12 protein-coding genes are annotated in these 19,918 nt (G+C 34.5%); all 12 read left to right on the top strand.

Features of this window, described 5'->3' with window-relative positions; all coding sequences use genetic code 11:
* Positions 1-63: 63 nt before the first annotated feature.
* Complete coding sequence (locus tag MY04_RS24775) at positions 64-1,548, top strand: phage tail sheath family protein (RefSeq protein WP_066215332.1); 1,485 nt, start codon at positions 64-66, stop codon at positions 1,546-1,548.
* A gap of 19 nt (positions 1,549-1,567) precedes the next feature.
* Positions 1,568-2,029 (top strand): phage tail protein, encoded by a 462-nt coding sequence (locus tag MY04_RS24770; RefSeq protein ID WP_066215328.1) that lies wholly within the window; start codon positions 1,568-1,570, stop codon positions 2,027-2,029.
* 95 nt (positions 2,030-2,124) lie between these two features.
* Positions 2,125-2,304, top strand: a complete 180-nt coding sequence (locus MY04_RS24765; RefSeq protein WP_066215326.1) for a hypothetical protein — start codon at positions 2,125-2,127, stop codon at positions 2,302-2,304.
* Positions 2,304-4,976 carry a hypothetical protein gene (locus tag MY04_RS24760; protein ID WP_066215324.1) on the top strand — a complete coding sequence of 891 codons (2,673 nt, stop codon included), beginning with the start codon at positions 2,304-2,306 and terminating at the stop codon, positions 4,974-4,976. Before MY04_RS24765 ends, MY04_RS24760 begins: the two co-directional genes overlap by 1 nt.
* A 14-nt stretch (positions 4,977-4,990) precedes the next feature.
* Entirely contained in the window at positions 4,991-8,008 is a 3,018-nt protein-coding gene (locus MY04_RS24755; RefSeq protein ID WP_066215322.1) for an nSTAND1 domain-containing NTPase, read from the top strand.
* A 13-nt stretch (positions 8,009-8,021) separates the two neighbouring features.
* On the top strand, positions 8,022-9,152 hold the full coding sequence (locus MY04_RS24750) for a hypothetical protein (RefSeq protein ID WP_158297904.1): 1,131 nt from the start codon (positions 8,022-8,024) through the stop codon (positions 9,150-9,152).
* A 1-nt stretch (position 9,153) separates the two neighbouring features.
* Positions 9,154-12,216 (top strand): contractile injection system tape measure protein, encoded by a 3,063-nt coding sequence (locus tag MY04_RS24745; RefSeq protein ID WP_066215318.1) that lies wholly within the window; start codon positions 9,154-9,156, stop codon positions 12,214-12,216.
* An 11-nt stretch (positions 12,217-12,227) separates the two neighbouring features.
* Entirely contained in the window at positions 12,228-15,770 is a 3,543-nt protein-coding gene (locus MY04_RS24740; RefSeq protein ID WP_066215316.1) for a baseplate J/gp47 family protein, read from the top strand.
* A 14-nt stretch (positions 15,771-15,784) separates the two neighbouring features.
* Positions 15,785-17,638, top strand: a complete 1,854-nt coding sequence (locus tag MY04_RS24735; protein WP_066215314.1) for a glycosyl hydrolase family 18 protein — start codon at positions 15,785-15,787, stop codon at positions 17,636-17,638.
* Position 17,639: 1 nt separating this feature from the next.
* Entirely contained in the window at positions 17,640-17,843 is a 204-nt protein-coding gene (locus MY04_RS24730; protein WP_066215312.1) for a hypothetical protein, read from the top strand.
* A 12-nt stretch (positions 17,844-17,855) separates the two neighbouring features.
* Positions 17,856-19,637, top strand: a complete 1,782-nt coding sequence (locus MY04_RS24725) for a phage baseplate assembly protein V (RefSeq protein ID WP_066215310.1) — start codon at positions 17,856-17,858, stop codon at positions 19,635-19,637.
* Between the two features lie 8 nt (positions 19,638-19,645).
* A complete protein-coding gene (locus MY04_RS24720; RefSeq protein WP_066215308.1) occupies positions 19,646-19,915 on the top strand; it encodes a hypothetical protein in 270 nt (89 codons plus the stop codon).
* Positions 19,916-19,918: the final 3 nt, after the last annotated feature.

Here is a 19,918-nt window from a genome sequence, read left to right as displayed (position 1 = left end):
TGTAAATGCTAACTATTATAAAACAGTTAATTTTTTTAACGTAAAACCAAACAAATTGTCATCATGGCTATTAGAATTGCAACGCCGGGTGTGTACATTCAAGAGAAGAATGCTTTTGGCAGCTCAATTGTAGCTTCGCCCACAGCTATTCCTGCTTTTGTTGGATACACCGAGAAAGCAGACAAGAATGGGAAACCATTACAAAATGTACCAACTGTGATCGACTCTTTAGATGCTTTTGAAAAATTCTACGGTAGAGCTTGGGTGCCTACTTATGGAATTACAGAAACATCAGAAGGGGAATCAGACCTTAAAGTTGGAGAGAAGAAATATGAGCTTTTCACAGCGGAAGAGAGATATTTCTTATACGACAGTTTACGTTTATTCTTCACAAATGGTGGAGGTAAAGCGTATATTGTTTCTGTAGGTACTTATGGAGACGAAATCGATAGTGATAAAATCATTAGAGGTATTCGTACTTTAAATACAGCTACAGAACCAACATTACTTGCTTGCCCTGATGCTGTAGCTTTATCGGCTCAAGCATGTGCAGGTGTTCAACAAGAAATGTTACAACATTGCGAAAGCAGTGATAACAGATTTGCTGTTCTTGATGTTCAAGATGGTCTTTCTGCTCGTTCATATGACGAAGAAGATGCAATCGACAACTTCAGAAATAACTTAGGTAAAGTTGGTCTTAAGCATGGTGCTGCTTACTATCCTTGGTTAAATGCATCTGTAGTTTCTGACAAAGAATTTTCATACGTACACTTCGATTCTGCTGAACAATTGGTTCAAATCTTAACAGAAGAGGCGGAGTTAATGTATGACAACGACAGAAAGAAACAAGAAGCTGTTGCTGAAATCCAAAAACTAAACGAAGCAAGCGGTTATGATGCTGATTTACATCAGACATTAAAATCTATCTCTCCAGCTTACAAATCATTAATGACAGGTTTAGCAAATAAACTTAACGTATTGCCTCCATCAGGTGCAATCGTAGGTGCTTATGCTAGAATCGATGCGGTAGAAGGTATTTGGAAAGCACCAGCAAACGAAGGTTTAGCAGGTGTAGCATCTCCTTATGTATCTCTAACAAACGAGGATCAAGAAGACTTGAACTTAACAGTGGGTGGTAAGTCTGTGAACGCTATTCGTGCTTTCGCAGGTGAAGGAACAATTATCTGGGGAGCGAGAACTTTAGATGGCAACTCACAAGACTGGCGTTACATTAACGTTCGTAGAACAATGTCATTTATCGAAAACTCAGTGAAAGGAAGCGTAAAGAGTTATGTATTCCAACCGAACACACCAATGACTTGGGTAGCAGTTAAAGGAGCAATCGATGCTTTCTTAACTACACTTTGGAACCAAGGTGCGTTAGTAGGCACTAGCCAAAACGATGCCTTCGTGGTAGACGTAGGGTTAGGATCTACAATGACTCAAACAGATATTTTAGATGGTATGATGAAGATTAGCGTGAAAGTAGCGATCTCAAGACCAGCTGAATTTATCGTGTTGACTTTCCAACAGCAAATGCAATCTTAATAATTAATACAAATAAGCAATGGCACAAGAACTAGAATATCCAATTCCAAAGTTTAGATTCACTGTCAATTTAGGTGAAGAGGAAATCAGTGCTCAAGAAGTAACTGGTTTGGATTCGGAAGTGGAATTTATCGAATATAGAACAGGAGATCATCCAACAGACGTAAAGATGAAAGTTCCAGGCTTACAAAAAGTAAGTAATGTAACGATCAAAAGAGGTCTTTACAATGGTAACAACTATCTGTTTGATTGGTTCCAACAAGTAAAAGATGCTCGTAACGAGTCGGGTTCATTCGAAGAACAAAAACGTCAGGTAACGATCGTTTTAATGGATACTATGCAAAATCCAGTATTCCAATGGACTTTAACAAACGCTTTCCCAGTGAAACTTTCAGCGCCAGATTTAAATGCTGAAGACAATGGTATCGCTATTGAAACTATTGAATTGGCTCACGAAGGTTTAATCCAAGAGGCTGTTTAATAATTTTTAAAAGAAGTATGGGTGTGTATCTCAATGGGTTTATTTATTGACATACCCCCAACTTCTTTTATCACTAATGCATTGATGATAGAATAATGGAAGAAAGTAAAAAGAAAGTGAACTTAACGTTCACCGTTGAAGAATTACAATTGATTATCGGAGGGTTGGGAAAACTTCCATTCGAGAAAGTATACCAATTAATTGGGAGAATCAATGCAGAAAGCAATCTGCAGTTAGTAGAAGGAACACAAAAGGAGGAGATTGAGAATAAGTAATGAGTGCAAAAGAAGATTTAATACCGTTTGACATAGTTAATGAGGGAAACCCTTATGTCTTATTAAATGAGGCCAAAGAATTCTTAGCGTCACTTCAGAATGAGAAGTGGACGGATTTTGGTACGCATGATCCTGGAATGACACTGTTGGAGTATTTGTCTACAGGCATGACAGAGATGAGTATTCGTGCGGCTTCAGGTATTGAAAATTATCTTACTTACGCTCCTTATAAATCCGCAATTCTAGCGCAAGAGGAAGCATTTTCTGTACTTCCTGTAACCACAAACGATCTTAGAAAAGTATTGATTGACCGCTTTGTTGAGATCGAAAATATCTGGGTCGAACCTGTATCAACAGATGTGACATCATTCGAAGGTCAATACCAACTTATTGCAAAGTTCAAACCTCAATACCAAGGCAGAATAGATCAAAATGTATTGTTGGAGCACATTTTAGAACATGCTCAACAATATAGAAATTACTGTGAGAAAGTAATGAGCATTACTACGGCCAAAGAAACAAAAGTGGTGGTACAAGCAGACATTGAGATAGTTACTGATGTGACTGTCGAAGAAGTGTATGCCAAAACCCTTTATAGCCTTAACCGTTTTTTCTCTCCACAAGTAAAAATGTCTTCTTATGAGGAACTGATTGAACAAAATACGACTACTTCAAAAATATTTGAGGGACCTCTATTAGAAAGAGGATTTATCCCTGAAGAACAATTACACCACCGTCAGTTTTCTATTTTAACGTCTGCAGTGATCAGAACATTAATGGAAATTGATGAGGTGGTTGGTGTGAAAAATCTGAGTTTACAAGCCAACGGGACAACAGAAAATTCACTTTTAAAATTAGACAATTCCATTCCAATTTTTAACGAGGATGATGTAAGTAGCATTCACTTCTTAAAGAACGGAATTATTAGTACACAAATAGATTTTGATAAGGTATATGCTTTACTCGATCAATTAAAAGCATCCAACGAAGGATCAGTAAAGAACAATAATAAAAGGAAAAGAAATAATAGTATTACGAAGCATCAGCCTATTCCTAACAAATACCTTAAATCATTAAATATAAAAGAGATGTTTCCTACCGTTTATGGAGTAGGAAAATTCGGCTTACCTGGAGATGCTTCCAAGGAAAGAAAAAGATCAGCAGGACAGTTCAAAACTTTCATCAATTTCTTCGAAAATCAGAGCGATGAATTTTTTGCCCAGTTGTTTGATTTACCAAAACTATTCTCCGCAAAAGGCTTAGTATCTAATAACGATCTTCTAGAAACAGAACAAGGATTTTTACGTTCAGCTCATTTTAATAATGACAAAAAGAAGAATCAGATACTAGATTATTTAATTGGAGTTCATGGGGAAAGATTCGATAACGAATTGATCAGCTCATTTACTCCTTACCTTTCTCAGGAAGAAATTACACAACGCCTCATCTTCTTTAAGGCGTATTTTTTAAGATATTTACCATTACTCTTAAGTGCAAAATCGAGTGTTCAACCCATTAATGCTTCATTAGGTGAATGGGCAATTACACCTTTACATTTAAGATTAATGCTGTTTACCGGTGTAGGTAAAAATGTTGACCTATCGGTGACACTGGAACAATCTCCAATATTATTTAACTCCTCAAAAACATTATCGGATTTTGATCTTTGGTTATCAGAAAAAGATGTTCAGGTATACCAATCCTTAGAACAGTATTCTTTTGATTGTATTGATACTTACATTACCGTAGCTTCTGATCAAGCCGAGCAAATTATAAGAGACCACCTTACTTTGGACATGATGCATCAATGTATCTATCCAAAAAACATGTATGTAGTAGAGGTGAAATCCGCTGTAGATAATGCCTATGAAATAGTGTATTTCAGTAAAGAAAAGAACAGCTATTTCAAATTAGGAAGTTATTCCAATTGGGACGAAGCAGAACAAACAGCCGTTGCACTCCACCGAAGAATTCTAACATTACATGATGAGTATGAAGGCTTCCAAATTGTAGAGCATTTGGATTTACAGCCATCAACAGATGAACATTGTTTTGGTATTTATATTTTAAACGAAGAACAAGAACATGTATTAATGAGTGATGTTTCTTTGGACTTCGAAAAAAGAGAGCAACTCATCAAACTGTTGCCGGAGTACTTTATGGAAGGGCATCGCTATGACGTAGAACGTCTAAACGATGGTAATTTTAGAATGCTCTTTAAAATACCTGAATTTGGTATGAATTGCATTGGAATGTACGACGACGAATCGGTACAAAAGATACATAAAGATAAAGAAAGGTTATTCGACTACTTATCGGATAAATTCGATAGAGTAGCATTCGATAAAAAGGTGAATAGACACATTACATTGGATTATGCGACAACCAATCAGACAGACGATGTGGAACGTATTGTAGAGCAGTTTTTCAATTTCTCTATATCGATGGTTTTCCCATGTATTTCTCACCGTTTCCGAAATAGTGAGTTTCAGGTGATGGTGCAAAATCTATGTCGAGAGGAAACAGCAGCTCATATTCAGGTAAACACAAAATGGTTAACACCAGAACAGTTTTACACTTTCGAATCCTATATGTATCAATTAAGATCCCAAGAAATTTCAACAGAAGAACAAGTTGTACTTAGAGACAATATGCTTTCTCTTTTACATTAAAAGCAACCCCAAAAATGAAAACTAGTACGATAGAAATAGCGCAATTAGAAAATCCTTTTTTAGGTTTACAGCCTTTCTCAAGAGATAAAGCACATTTATATTTTGGGAGGGAAAAACATGTAGAAGAGGTAGTTAGTAAATTAATGGAACACCGATTCTCGGCAGTGTTAGGACGTTCGGGTATTGGTAAATCTTCGTTTATTTTCTGTGGTATTTTTCCATTGCTAGAAAGTAGAATGGATCATGTTACCTATATATTCACTCCAGGGACACATGGACCATTAACTAAGTTGGTGAATGAAGTCTTTAAAGAAGAAAACGAAAAAGTGCGATTGGATATTTTCCAAAGCTTGTTGGTAGATGTGACCACGTTTTTCGATTATTTCAATAGACTAAATATTACACAAACACCAGTGATGTATATCGATCAGTTTGAGGAATTATTTAGTTATGATCTTAGAGCCAACAATATGGATTTAGAGATCGCTAAATTTGTAGAACTTATCGTATTATTATCGACATCTCCATTATCTGATTTTCATATATTACTGACCATGCGTTCCGATTTTATCGGACATTGTGCTGATTTTCCATCTTTAACTCAATGCATTAATCAAAGTCAGTTTTTGATTCCACAAATGTCTATTGAGGAGAAAAAAGATGCGATTGTTAAGCCACTTGAATGGGCAGGAGTGGGTATTGCAGATGATTTGCTTAAAATCATTTTGGAAGATCTTGGAAATAAACAAGATCAGTTACCGTCGATGCAACACGCCATGATGAGGACGTTCGAACATTGGAGAAACGAACAGATTTTATCAGAACCGCTTCAACCTAAAAATTATATTGCCGTTGGCGGAATTAAGGAAAGTTTGTCCATTCATGCCAACGAAATTTATAATACTTTGAACGATGATCAAAAAGTGATTTGTGAGAAAGTATTTAGATGCATTACAACGATCAATAAAGAAGGGAAAGGAGTTAGAAACCCATCTTCTCTACAAAGAATTATTGAGATTACAGGTATCAAAGATGTTCAGGCTATTGTCGATGTTATCGATACTTTCAGAAAGAAAGATAGAGCATTTTTACAGCCAAGAGAGCATATCAATATTACTGAGCAATCAGTTATTGATATCACGCACGAATCTTTGATGAGGTCGTGGGGACTTTTGGTGGAATGGACGTTGAAGGAAACAGAATCCATCAAAAGGTATTTAAAGTTGGCAGAAGATGCTGAGGAATATCAAAAAGGAAATAGATCTAGACTAAGACAACCGGAACTTCAGATGACGATCAACTGGAGGGAGGAACAACAGCCTACTTATGAGTGGGGAGTGAGACATCATGCTTCTTACGAAAGAACGATGGAGTTCTTGTCATTTTCTGAAAAAGAAGAGATTAAAGAGCTAGAAAGAACAAAACTTATTCAGAAGAGACGAACAAAGCTCTCGAGAATCTTAGTTGTTATTTTCTTATTATTAGGTTTAGGAGGTATTCTTTTAGGTACACACGCTTACCAAAAAAGTAAGCAAGCCGAATTGAAGAAAGAAGAGGCAGAAGCTTCACGTTTAAAAGCCGAGGAATCTCAAAGAGTGGCAGAAGGGAACAGAAAGCTGGCCGAGGAAGAAAAAGTGAAAGCACAGGCAGAAAAACAAAATGCCGAGAAAGAAAAACTTAGAGCCGAAAAAGCCACAATTCTAGCGGAAAATGAAAAAGAAAGAGCGTTAGATGCAATGATGCAAGCGGAGGCTTCTTTTAACGAAGCGAACAGACAGAAAGAGAATGCCACTTTGGCTATGCTTCAGGCAACAAAAGCGCAAAAACATGCTGAGACCGCCAACTTAAGAGCGAATAGATTACAAAACCTTTCTACAGCAAGAGCGATGGCTTTGAACTCTTATCAAGTAGAAGACAATACAATTCGTTACTTATTAGCTAAGCAAGCTGTAGTGGGGTATATGAATAACGATGGGGACGGTTTTGATGCTGAATTTTATGCTGCTTTCCATAATGCTGTAAAACATTATAAGGGAGAGGATTACAATCTGATGGGTAAATCAAGAGGCATGGTAAATGAATTTATTCATCATGATAATCAACTTTGGGTAGTGATGTCGACCGATAGTTTAGTTCAGGTAACTGCAAATGGCTGTGTAGCTCATCATGTAGAAGGTGTTGTGAGAGGATTAGTAAAACCTGCTGAAAAAATGAGTATGGATTACTTTAATTACAGCAAGGAGTTGGTGCATTATGATATGGAAAAATTCAAATCAGAAATTATTATCAAATCCTTATCAGAAGATGATGTGTTAGGGGTCTATAGACTAGAGAACAACGATTTCTTGGTCGTAGATGTAAAAGGATCTTTCAAAAAATGGCAACTGAAGGAGGATAAATATTCATTCTATGAATTGACCATTCCAATGTTGAATAACTTAGGAGAGATTACAACAACATTCTTCGATGCTGCTACTCATAATATCTATATCGCCACCCGAAAAGGTATGATCGTCGAATTGGCAAAAGGAGCAGATCGAGTGATCTCATCTTTTACAGTGGGTAATCACCAAATATGGTCGATGAGTAAGAAAGGAAAAAACTTATGGATTGGTACAGAGTCGGGTGAAATCCAACGATGGAGCAAAGAAGGGAAAGATTGGAAAAATACGTTTACAACCGACAATCATAAAGCAAGAGTAAATCACATAGCCATACATCCTACAAAAGATAATTTGGTGGCCACTGCTGGTTTCGACGGATTTATACGTTTGTGGGACATCCATCAACCTAAAAAGGAAAAATTACTAATTACAGAAAGTGTTTGGTTATCTGCTTTAACGTTCTCTCAAGACGGTCAGTATTTAATTACTGGAGATAAAGTGGGACGTATCAAAGAGTGGCCTTTAACAATAGAAGATCAATTCGACGAGTTATCGCAAGTGAATATTGGTATTCTATCCACCGAAGATTGGGATAAATATGTAAGTGATGAGATAGAATACGATTCTACTTTCTATCACTATAAATAATATAATTCAAGACATGCAAAAGCTATATTTTTTAATCTGTATCCTACTTTTTAGTAGCTGTCTGAATGAAAAAACAGGCGAACGTAATGAATCACTATTGATCTACAGTAGTGAGGGAAATTACCTTTCCAAAAGTTTGATTAGCCAAGGGAATGAGTATTTGATTGCTGGGGTGATGAATGAAAAATCATCGGTGGCATCCATTAACTTTCTAGATGCTCAAACATGGAGAAATGGACAGGCGTATTTGGCTTCTTTGAATGATTTTGGAGAAACACAAGCTATTTATCAAGACCCAAAAAGTGGTTCGATTTATTCTTCAATAAACCAAAGTGGTAATGATATTTATGTTGGAGGTACTTACCAGAATGAGTTCTTGTGGATGAAATTTTCTAAAGACGGAAACAGTTTCACTTTACAACAAGAAAAATTATGGAAGAATGAGAACTTCACTGAAAGTATTATCGACTTAATTCAGAAAGTGGATGATATTATTGTTGTAGTAGGTAGAGGAAGATTGGAAGATGGAAAAGAAAAAATCTACTTCGCAGGTTTAACGACTGATGGAGAAATTCTTTGGGAAAAAATGAACGATAGATCTTCTCAATACCACTTGCCAAAAGAAATTAAAGAATACAATGGTAAGGTAAAGGTGCTGACTTGGGAGGTCAGGGAAAATCAAACTAGAGAAGAGGTAGCAGAATACAGTATTAATCCAACTTTAGGTTTGATCGAATCCATTCGTTATTTATCGACAAGCGAATTACATTTTACGGATGCGACTTGGTTAAACGATGGTATTGTTGGCTTAGCAAAAGAAGAGGAAGGCAAAGATAAATTATATTGGTTAACGAATAATCAGACAAAAGAAATTGCTTTTGATTACGAAGGAAATGAGTTGAATTACTTAATAGGCAAAGAAAACTATTTTATAGCCTCTTCTTCTTTAGAAAATGGTACGGAGGTAAAATACAATACGATTACACTGAATAGTTTAGGTGATATTCTATCTCAGGAAGAGTTTATCAATTCGGTAGATAGCCGTTTGATAGGAGTGGAATACCTTTCTGGAGACGATCAGTATTTTATGATGACTTCGTCTTTATTGAAGTTCAAGTATGTTTTAGAATTTAGAAAAAACTAAGATGAACGAGCTGATCAATTTAAATATAGATTTTAAGTCGGATGTAAATCTCAATGAGCATCTCATAAAAATGGAGCTTTCCAATTTTGTGGAGTCTCAACTTGTCCCTATGATCGATAAGGAACTAGAGAAATATGGTGACTTAGATATACATATTGATCAGTTGGATATTGACTTGTCCTCTAATTTAGTCAATTATCAAAAAGATACTTACAATACAGTGAAACAGGTGATAAACGATAAACTAAATGAGCTCATGCATCGAGTGTCTACAAATGATCAGGGAAGTATTGAAAGTAAACAAAATGTTGAATCAAACCCCAATCAAGAGCATGTACAAAAAGAATTAACGGACAAAGAATGCTTGTTAGAATTCTTATGTGATGGTTTTGTCCCTTGGTACGAACAAGAAAGAGTAGACAGCTTATTATCTGAGATCCTAAAAGAAAAGAATTTTACAACACTTATAGAAACCTGGCAATTAATGATGACGAAAAGAAGCAGTAATGTGTATTCTTTTCTCACGTTTTTGGTCAATAATCAATTACTAACCACTTTTTTAAAAGAATTACTTTCAACTAAAAGTGAGTTATTAAAATCTGTTGAATCTTTAAATATACAAGAGCAAAAATCTGTTTTATTGGAGGTATTTCATCAGAAATTATCTTATGAGGAAAGTATGATCAATGTGGTGTTGAATAGAAGTTTTACCTCCTCCACTTTAGACTTTATTATCAACATAACTAAAAGTACTCCAAAGCTAAATGAGACATTGACTGTTGAATTAATGTTTTATGTAAAAAAGCAAAGAAGAAGAATTAAGAATGGATTACTTAAAGATGATCAAAAAATAAAAGAACAACTTAATGAATTAGAGGTACTATTGAGTGTTGAAGAAATAGAAGAAGAGATTACAGAAGTTTTACAAAATATTCCACAGTGGAAAGCTTCTTATATTAAAAAACAAACTATACAATTATTACTAAATAATACTTTGGACCCTTCTTTTGAGGCACATTTAAAAGCATATCCAATTGTATTATTACAGTTTTTAATTATTGTATCTGAAGGGAATAAAAACAGACAAGCTGAGTTGTTTACAAAATATCCACAACTACAGCTTTTTGGTGAAAATACTTTTGCTCAGCAATTACTTTTAGAAGTAATAAGAAAGAGACCTCAGTATTTTACTGATCAAAAATTCTTTACATTTTTATCTAACTCTTCCGATAATGAAAAATTAGAAAACTCTATACTGAAAACAATTGAAAAGGAATTAATTAAAGAAATACAAACAGTACTTGCTGTTGAATTGATACAATTAAAATGGATGATATCCACTAAGACATTTGATAAAAGGTCAAAAAAGTGGGAGAAAAAATGGAACGACATTCTATCTTATTTAAAAAGTAATACCTCTTTATCGAAAGGTGAGAAAACCACGCTTTTAATTTCCTCTGTTTCTATTGAAAAGTTACTAGCGATTATCCTTCATACCAATTCAACAGAATTATTTGATGTGTTTGATCAGAAAGTTCTTGGAGATGAATTTTTCTTTAAGTCAACAAATAGAAATAGTATTCTAAGATGTTATTTAGAAAATAGTCAGAATAAAAGCCACTTTATCGATCAATTGATTCAGTATTTTCCTATTCATAAAGGAGAAATTCAAACACTTTTTGAGTCAGTAGAAGGATTTGACGAAGAAGTAAAAAGAAATGCTCAAATTAAGTATCACGAAATTCCTTTACTTTCTATTGAGGTACTGGAAAAGTATAGTTATGGTAAGGAAAAGTCTGTGGAGTATTTAGTCATTAATACCTCTACTGAAAAGAAGATAAACCTCCCTATTAATAATGAACTTTCCGCAGAGAGACAATTGGTTGAATTTCTTTTAGTTCAAAACAATATAGTGACTTCATTAAAGAGTTTCATAGGCTCTTTTGAAACAATTATTTCTAAATGTTCATCAAATATCAAGGAGCAATTAGAGGATATAGTAGTTTACCTAAAAAATGAAGATGAGAAATCTGTTCAATCATCAGAAGCTATCTCTGAAACCGATATACATCTTTGCTTAGAATTAGTCATCAGTAGAAATGAGGACCTTTTAACGATAGATCAGAAAGAACAGTTATTTCAATATTTTCAGTACCTATCGATGAAAGAGTTAGCACAGTTAAATACATATTCGATTAGACAGAAAAATCGTATGTATTCTTACTTGAATATCGATTATAAATTGAAATGTGCCAAGCGAATCGAGAATTTAGAGTTAAAGCTGAATCAGTCGTACTCTACTATTTATACAACAAGTCAGATTGCTGACTTTATCAAATTAATCCAAAATGAACTATTTTCTTCATTCATCCATCATCGAATGGTTAATGGAGAAATAATCATTAAATATATAGAACAAACTTTTTCTCAAATCAACTTCAGTTATTCTAAAATATATACAATGACCTGTGATGCTTTGAGTCTTAAAGTAGATGACAATCATTTAAAAGAATTAAAGAAAAAGCAGAAGTTCATCAGAGCTAAAAAGAAGAATATTACCATGGAAGTGAGTAATGCAGGTCTAATAATTTTAGTGCCTTATCTTCCATTATTTTTCAAGCATAGAGGTTGGCTTACAGAAGATAATAAGGCTTTTGTAAATGAAGAAAGTCTGCTAAGAGCAATAGGAATTATCTTGTATTTGGCTCAAAAAAACCTTTTGGTAGAAGACGATAGACAATTGTTATTACCAAAAATTCTATGTGGTATAGATATAGAAACACCTATTGTATTGGATTTTGAATTAACTGATGAAGAAAAAGAGGGGGCGGATCATTTATTAAAAACGGTGATTACCCATTGGTCGGCTTTAAAGAAAATGGAGCCGGATAGTTTAAGAATAATGTTTTTTATAAGAACAGGATCAATCACATTAAAAGAGGATTGGTATTTAGAAGTTGAACCAAATACCTATGATATTTTTATGAAGATGTTACCCTGGTCAATAAAGATAAATATGTTGCCTTGGATGAAGAACAAGATTTTTTGTGAGTGGGGTAAGTAAAATTTTTTAGGATGATTTACAACGGTACAAGTCAGGATAGTCGAGAGTTATCGCAGTTGTTAGACAAAGGCTTTCTTCTAAATGACATTGATTTACGAGATATACTAACAAATACCTTTCAGTATCTAGAAACGTTAGAGAAGAAAGATAGGGATTTTTGGTACACCATACTTTTTTCCGATTTCTCAGTACTGTCTGAACTGAAGGAATTGGATATTTCTATTTTTCAGAAAAAGAACAATATTATCTTTCAAAAGGTGAATCAGTTTAACCGACCTCAAAAGAAAATGAAGTTTCTAATAGAGGGGATTAAACTGGTTCATCAGTTATTGAATTTTTATCATAAGTGGTTAAAGAATTATCATAAGAAACAGCTTTTTGATTCGGAGATTTATTTAAACATTACTACTACATTAAATAGTATTTCCACTCAACTGGATTTAGAATTCTTGTATCTTTTTGATGAGGAAGTCTTAAATAATGAATTAGCTGAAACGAAACTACTGATCAAAGAAATATTTCAATTTATCGATTATTCTTTTGATGAGGAACATATCTCTGAGAATAGGGATCATACTGTGGTGGCTAAAATTTGTCAGCGTTTGAATATTCAATTGATTGACAATTTATTTTTAATGAGTGGTAAATCAGATAAGTATTTTAAAGAACTGATAGGTCAAACAACAAGTCAACCACAAATTGATTTAATAATGGCTTATCAACATATCTATAAATACCCTCAAAAGATGTTGAATAGCTTCCCTCAAAGGTATTTGAATTTATATTTCAATACTTTGTTGGATGAAAAGAGAAAAGAAGAAAAAGTAGATTATACCTATTTACATTTCAAGCTGAATGATGGTGTTCGTTATGCTAGAGTACCGAATAAAACCAAGTTTATTGCTGGAAGTGATGAGTTAAGAAAAAATATTCTTTATGAGTTAGATTATCCCATGGTGTTAAATACATCTGAGATTACTAATTTGGATTTAAGTAATGTATCGTACAAAAAGATTGGTAAAAAGTTACCGTTAAAAGTACTTACATCGATAAAACAATCAGAATCTGAAATTAAAGAAGGGGAGGTTTTAGAGAAAAATCTATGGGATAATCAGGCCACTGACACATTACCTATCAGCTTTTGTATTTGTGATCAAATTCTACAATTGGAAAATGGAGATAGAGAGATTATTTTCAATTTTCAGTTTACGCAGGTGTCAATGGATAAACTGACTCAGTTAATTTCCAATGTTAAAGAAATTACGGGATGGAGTGGTCATCAATTATTCAATAATATATTTAGCGATATCTTTAATGTGCATTATTCATCGATAGATGGTTGGGTAAAAGCACAGAAAGTGATCTTTTTAACGTCTAAATATTCACCTAATTCTTTATCCTTTAAGGTAGTCATTAAAGCGAATGAACCTGCCGTTTGTAAGGCAGGACCTGAGATACAATATCATGAGTTGTTCGACCAAGCAGTATTTAAATTTACATTAAATACAGAAACGTATTTATATGGATATTCCTTTTTATCTGACTTAGTGGTAGATAGAGTAGTGATACAGACCTATGTGAAAGGTTACACAGGTTTTAATGCTTACAATCAACAAGGCCAGTTAGGTACGGATATTCCTTATCAAGGATGGGGAAATCAACCCAAGCAAGGTGATTATTTAGTATTAGGTAGTAACGAGGTTTTCTTTAAACCCATCGAACATTTTGATTTGAAAATCAAATGGTTTAATGAACCTGCACATCCGAATGGTTTAACGGGGTATTACGAAAATTACGATACAGAAGAACTAAGGAATTCAAATTTCAAACTTTATATTGATCAATTAAAACAGGGGAAATGGGACCATCTAGACGAAAGGCATATGTTTTCCAATGTACGATCAAATATTGAAGGTGAAGTAGAAGACATTGGTGCTATTTCAAAAGAAACAGATCTTTTAAATATCAAATACCAACAGCCTGTAACTATAGACGAAGCCCAAAAGGAAGATTTAGAAGGATTTTCGAATTATGTGAAGAATGGGTATTTAAAGCTAACGATTTCTAGTCCTGAGATTGGTTTTGGTCATTTAATGTACCCTCAGTTAGTGACAGCACAAGTTAGAAGCAGAATAAGTTTGAATCCTTTCAAAAAGAAGAAAGAAGTAGAGATTCCATTAGCTTATGTTCCTGTGATCGAAAAAATTGAAGCCGATTATATCGCTAAGACCTCTATCATTTTTGAAAATAAGATGATGAAGGAGGATGCTGCTACAAAATTATTTTATGGAGTTGGTGAGAAAATAATCTCTACTAAATCAGATAGTCCGAAGTTACTTCCAGAAGTAAATGCAGGTATCGTCTTGGATTTAGGAATTGATAATTCTGTCGAAGGAGATATTGTTTCTCTATTGTTTCAGATAAAGTCGACCACAGACCAAGATATTCAAAGCGATCAACATCAAATTATATGGGAGGTTTTAAATAACAATAGATGGGAGGCAATTCCAGGAGCGAATATATTAAATGATGAAACAGAATGTCTTTCAAAGACAGGAATGATTTCATTAAAAGTACCTGAACATTCAAAAGAAAATCAATTAAAACCATCTGGAAAACTTTGGTTAAGAATGTATATTCCTGATGTGATGGATAATTACGGAGTCATCGAGAAGGTGTATTCTAAAGTGGTGAAAGTAGGTTTAATTCTTCCAGAAGAAAGAAGCTATTACGATTTCGGTAAAGAATTAGAAGCACAATCTATTTTTAGATCTAATACTAAACTACCGGGCATTAGAAGTATTGAGCAACCGCTTACCTCTTTTGGAGGGAAAAGAGCAGAAGAAAGTGGGGCATTTATTAATCGTGTTTCGGAGACCATCAAGCATAGAAACAGACCGGTGAGCAATTGGGATTATGAGAGAATTATTCTTACAGAATTCCATGAGATCAATCAGGTAATTTGTATTCCGGTTTCTGAAGAAAATCGTTCTTTATTGATTGTCATTATTCCTAAATCGGAGAAAAAATTCCCAATTGCATCAAATAGTTTGTTACAGAGAGTGGAACGCTTCTTAAAGCAAATTATATCTCCTCATGTAAAATTTAGTATCTGTTCGCCAATTTATGAAACTGTAAAAATCAATGTGGCCATTTCATTAAAAGAAGGGTATACTCAGGGTTTCTATTTGGATGAAATCAATCAGAAGTTAACTCAGTTTATCGATACTATTTCTTTGTCTAATGCGAATAGATTGGTACTCGGTGGTAAGCTTCATTTATCAGATATTCTAAGCTATTTAAAAACGATAGCTTATGTTGATGGGATTAAGCATTTATCTATGGTGCACCTGATTAAAAATGAAAGGAAATTCAAATTAGTTGATACGGCACAAGAAGATTACACCCATAGTTTTATCGAGGCATCAAAACCTTGGAGTGTGTTAACTTCTGCAGCAAATCACGAAGTGTATATTAATAATAAAAATAACGATAAGGCAGGGATTAATAACCTTGAATTAGGGATCGATCTTATTGTCAATTCATATAGCTAAGCAACATGAAACAAATGAATAAAACATACAAACTATTCGCATTTATGCTCTTCTTTGTTGCAGCGTTGCCCACTTATGGTCAGGAGCAAAAAGAGGAGAAAAAGGAAGAGAAAAAAGAAGAAAAGGGATTGAGGGTCATGCTTCAAGACTATGTAAAACAAGCGAATGAAGAAGAAAAGAAACAAAAAGAAAAACCTTCTGATAATTTAGTAGAGATCGCTCCTGAAAAAGAAAATGAAACAGAGGAATCTTCTGAAGATGCGGAAGCAATAGCAGAAGAAGAAACAGCTGTAGTTGAAGAAGAAAATAAGATTGAAACTGATACAGCTTCCCCACCAATATTAATGGTGGAAGAAAAAGCCTTTATCGATACGTTGAAGATGAAAAATCGTCTTCGCGAGGTAAAAAGAAATACTGTAAAGGGAGATTACACCGAGGAGGAATGGCAGAAAAAAATGAACCTTTTAAGTAATAAATCTTTAGAAGGTGATTATGAGCTTTTAAGCGACGTGGAAGTATTTGGTTGGCATCCGTACTGGATGGGTAAAGGTTATGATGCCTATAACTTCTCTTTACTGAGCACAATCGCCTATTTTTCTTATGAGTTAAATCCCGTGGATGGTAAATACCATAGCATACACGATTGGGAAACCACTGCATTAATTGATTCAGCTCACTTACATAATTGTAAGGTGTTGCTTACAGTGACCAACTTTGGGTACAATAATAACAGGACATTTTTACAAAATAGAAATGAGCAACAGCAAACGTTAATTACGAATCTTATTACTTTGTTGTTCCTAAGAAATGCTGATGGTGTCAATATCGATTTTGAAAATATTCCAAAGGAACATCGACAAGATTTCACCAATTTTATTATTGATTTATCCAATACATTAAGAAAAGCGAACAACAATTTTAAGATCACTTTGACTATCCCTCCCAAAGACTTTAATGGAGTATTCGATTTCAAGAGTCTTTCACCTTATGTTGATCAATTTATTGTGATGGGATACGAGTTCTATGGTCAGAATAGTAACATTGCCGGCCCGGTAGCACCTATTGAAAGTGGTGATTTTTGGTGGGAGTTTAATGTAGAACGCAGTGTTCTTGAATATAAAGTAGATGGAATTCCTTCTGATAAATTGATTTTAGGTTCTCCATTGTACGGAGCAGAATGGGTGACAGAAGACCTTACTTATCCATCGAAAGCGAGTCATTTTGTAGGGTATTTAACCAAAAAGCAAATTGATAATAAAATAGGTGGCATACCTGTACAAAGAGAACCAATAAGTGGTTCCGCTTTTCATGTGTATAGAGACGATTTGGGTAGGTATCATCAGATTTGGTTCGAGGATAGTACCACCCTCCAAAGTAAAGTAGATTTAATCAAAAAGCATGAATTGAAAGGGATTGGGTTCTGGGCTTTAGGTTTTGATAATGGAAATCCAGAAATGTGGGTTACTGTAAAAGATAATTTTACTGTTACTCCCGAAAGCGGTTTGTCTTCTTTCTCTGCAGGAAAGACAAGAAGGTATATCAATTATGCACTTCGAATAATGACCAACCCTAGGACATTACTTAACAACCCAAGGATGTTGCTTTACATGTTTGGTGGAGTAATGGGATTGAATTTCTGTTTTATCATGATGTTTTTATCCTTTAGATATAGACTGACCAAGCTGATGAAGGTAGCAAGTTCAACACTGATTCTTGTATTCATGATTATTGCGTTGGGCATTTTTATGGTGACCTATGATTTTGTAAGTGCCAAAGAAGTCATTCTAATGATTGTTGGAATATTACTAGGTGGTTTAACCTTGTTCTTCTTAAGCTTTCGTTTTTTCATCAAAAAAGAATTGCCGTAACATGTCTATAAAAATTAAAGAACTGAACATCAAAATTGAGATAAAAAGAGATTTTATATCTCAAGAGAAAATGCTAGAAGAATTCGTTCAGAAGTTATCAATAGATCATCTACCTGATGATTTTGTCGAAAATCTAGCAGAGAAATGCAAGGAAGAAATCAATAATGACAATAAGCTATTTAGTCATAAGTTTGGAAGGTTTTAATAAGAAGAATAAATGACAAAAATAAATCAACTATATAGTACTAGAACGGCTATCTCTGTAGAAGCAAATGGGAAAGCATTGGATATTAAGCCATATCAAGTGAAAGATATGAACATTAATTATTCGGTGAATGATGTCCCATATTGTAGTCTTACGTTGATTAATGCCAATCATGATTTAGAATTTTCTTCGATTCAAGATCTATATCCTTCCAATGAGATTAAAATCTATGCAGAAAATGATGTGGTGGAGAAGGTATTATTGTTTGAAGGAATAATTTCAAAATATGGAACGCAGAGTAAGGGTAGAAATTTTGTGACAATAATTGAGATTTTACACCCTGTTTTCCGTCTTAAAAGAAGAGCAGTCAACCGATTATTTGCACTTAGTTTACCAGAAGTAGTCGATAAGATTTTTAGTGACTATGAACTTCAGGTGGAAAATCAAATGGATATTGAGGAAGAAGATTCTGAGAGTAGAATTTCTCAATATCAACAAAATGATTTTGATTTTGTTGTATCTAAATTAAGACAAGCAGGATGTCTTTTATGTTATTCTCCAGAGTCGATAACAGTGAAAGATGTATTGCTTGAGAATCCTCCAAAGATGAAAATTACTCCTATTAATTCTACAAGATTTAATGTCTTTATGGATATAGAAGATTTACATGATATCGCCAATATCAATACCTATAATGTAGAGGATATGGCCATAGAACAAGAATCTTCGGAGTCCGTAAGTTTTGAGGCAGGGGATACGAGCGTAGATGCGGCAACTGTATCTGGAGCATTGGATTTAGGAGCCACAGAAATTATCTCTTTTGGACAAGAAAATACCGCTATTCGTAAAAAATGGCTGACGCATAAAATTTTGGAGAGTAAGTTAGCTAAGGTAAAAGGAGGGGTAACTATTGAGGGTACGGTTGATGTAAATCCTGGAGATTTCATCGAAATTATAGAAGCAGGGAGCATATTAGAAGGTGAGGCTTTTGTGTATGGAGTAGAACATTTTATGGATCAAGATAACTGGAAGACGACCTTACTTTTGGGCCTCCCAAAAATGCCTGCCTCAACAAATACAACAGCAGAAGATACCAATTTTGGCATAATGGGTCTTCAACATGGAATTGTGAAGAAGGTACAAAATAGCGGAGACCAACATGCAACGGATCAGTACCTTGTACAAGTAGAATTGCCTCTGCTTATGCAAACGGACATGGCCAATGATGTGGAACCTCTAGTTTGGGCTCGATTGGCTTCCTTTTATGCAGGAGAAGCACACGGAACTTTATGGTTGCCAGAATTAGAAGATGAGGTGGTGGTTGGCTTCTTGGGAGGGCATCCTGATAACCCTGTGATCTTAGGCTCAATTTTTAAGAATTCCGACGAACACCCCCACATTGGTACCGAAAGCTATAAATCTATTGTCACGAAAAGCAATTTGGAATTGGCCTTTGATGATGAAAATGAATTGATTCATATGCACACAGAAAGTACACATGTTATTTTGGATGAGGCCAACGGGTTATTACATCTAAAAGTGACTGATGGAGATTCGGTCATCACTGAGTGTATTCTAGATAAAGACAACAACATTAATATTAATAGCCCCGATGGAGAGGTGAATATTAATGCAGATACCATAAACTTAACAGCCTCTTCAGAAATTAATTTGGAAGGAACAAATGGAGTAGCCATAGATGGAAAAGAAATCAATCTGAAATCATCAGCCAATATGGGGGTAGAAGCAGGTAACATGTTAAATTTAAAAGGGGCACAAGTAAATATTAATTAGTATAAAAAATGGGTAAAGAAGCAGCAAGATTAGGAGATTTATATAAATGTGAAGCACATCCGCCAGCACCACCTTTGGTATTACCAGTAATTGCTAGTGCGACTGTGTTCATTAATAAAATTCCAGCATTAGGTATCCAACCTTTGCCGTGTGGATGTCAACCTATAGTAAAAAGTACAACAGTAAAAATACAAGGGAAATTTGCTGTTCGTAAGGGAGATATGTTACCCGCTGGAACTATACAAATGGGGAGTCCAAATGTTTTTATAGGAGATTAATGT

This window comes from Flammeovirga sp. MY04 (assembly GCF_001682195.2).
In the GTDB taxonomy this organism is placed as follows: domain Bacteria; phylum Bacteroidota; class Bacteroidia; order Cytophagales; family Flammeovirgaceae; genus Flammeovirga; species Flammeovirga yaeyamensis.
Note: the sequence above shows the minus strand (reverse complement) of the source record. Positions and strands in the feature narration are given on the sequence as shown.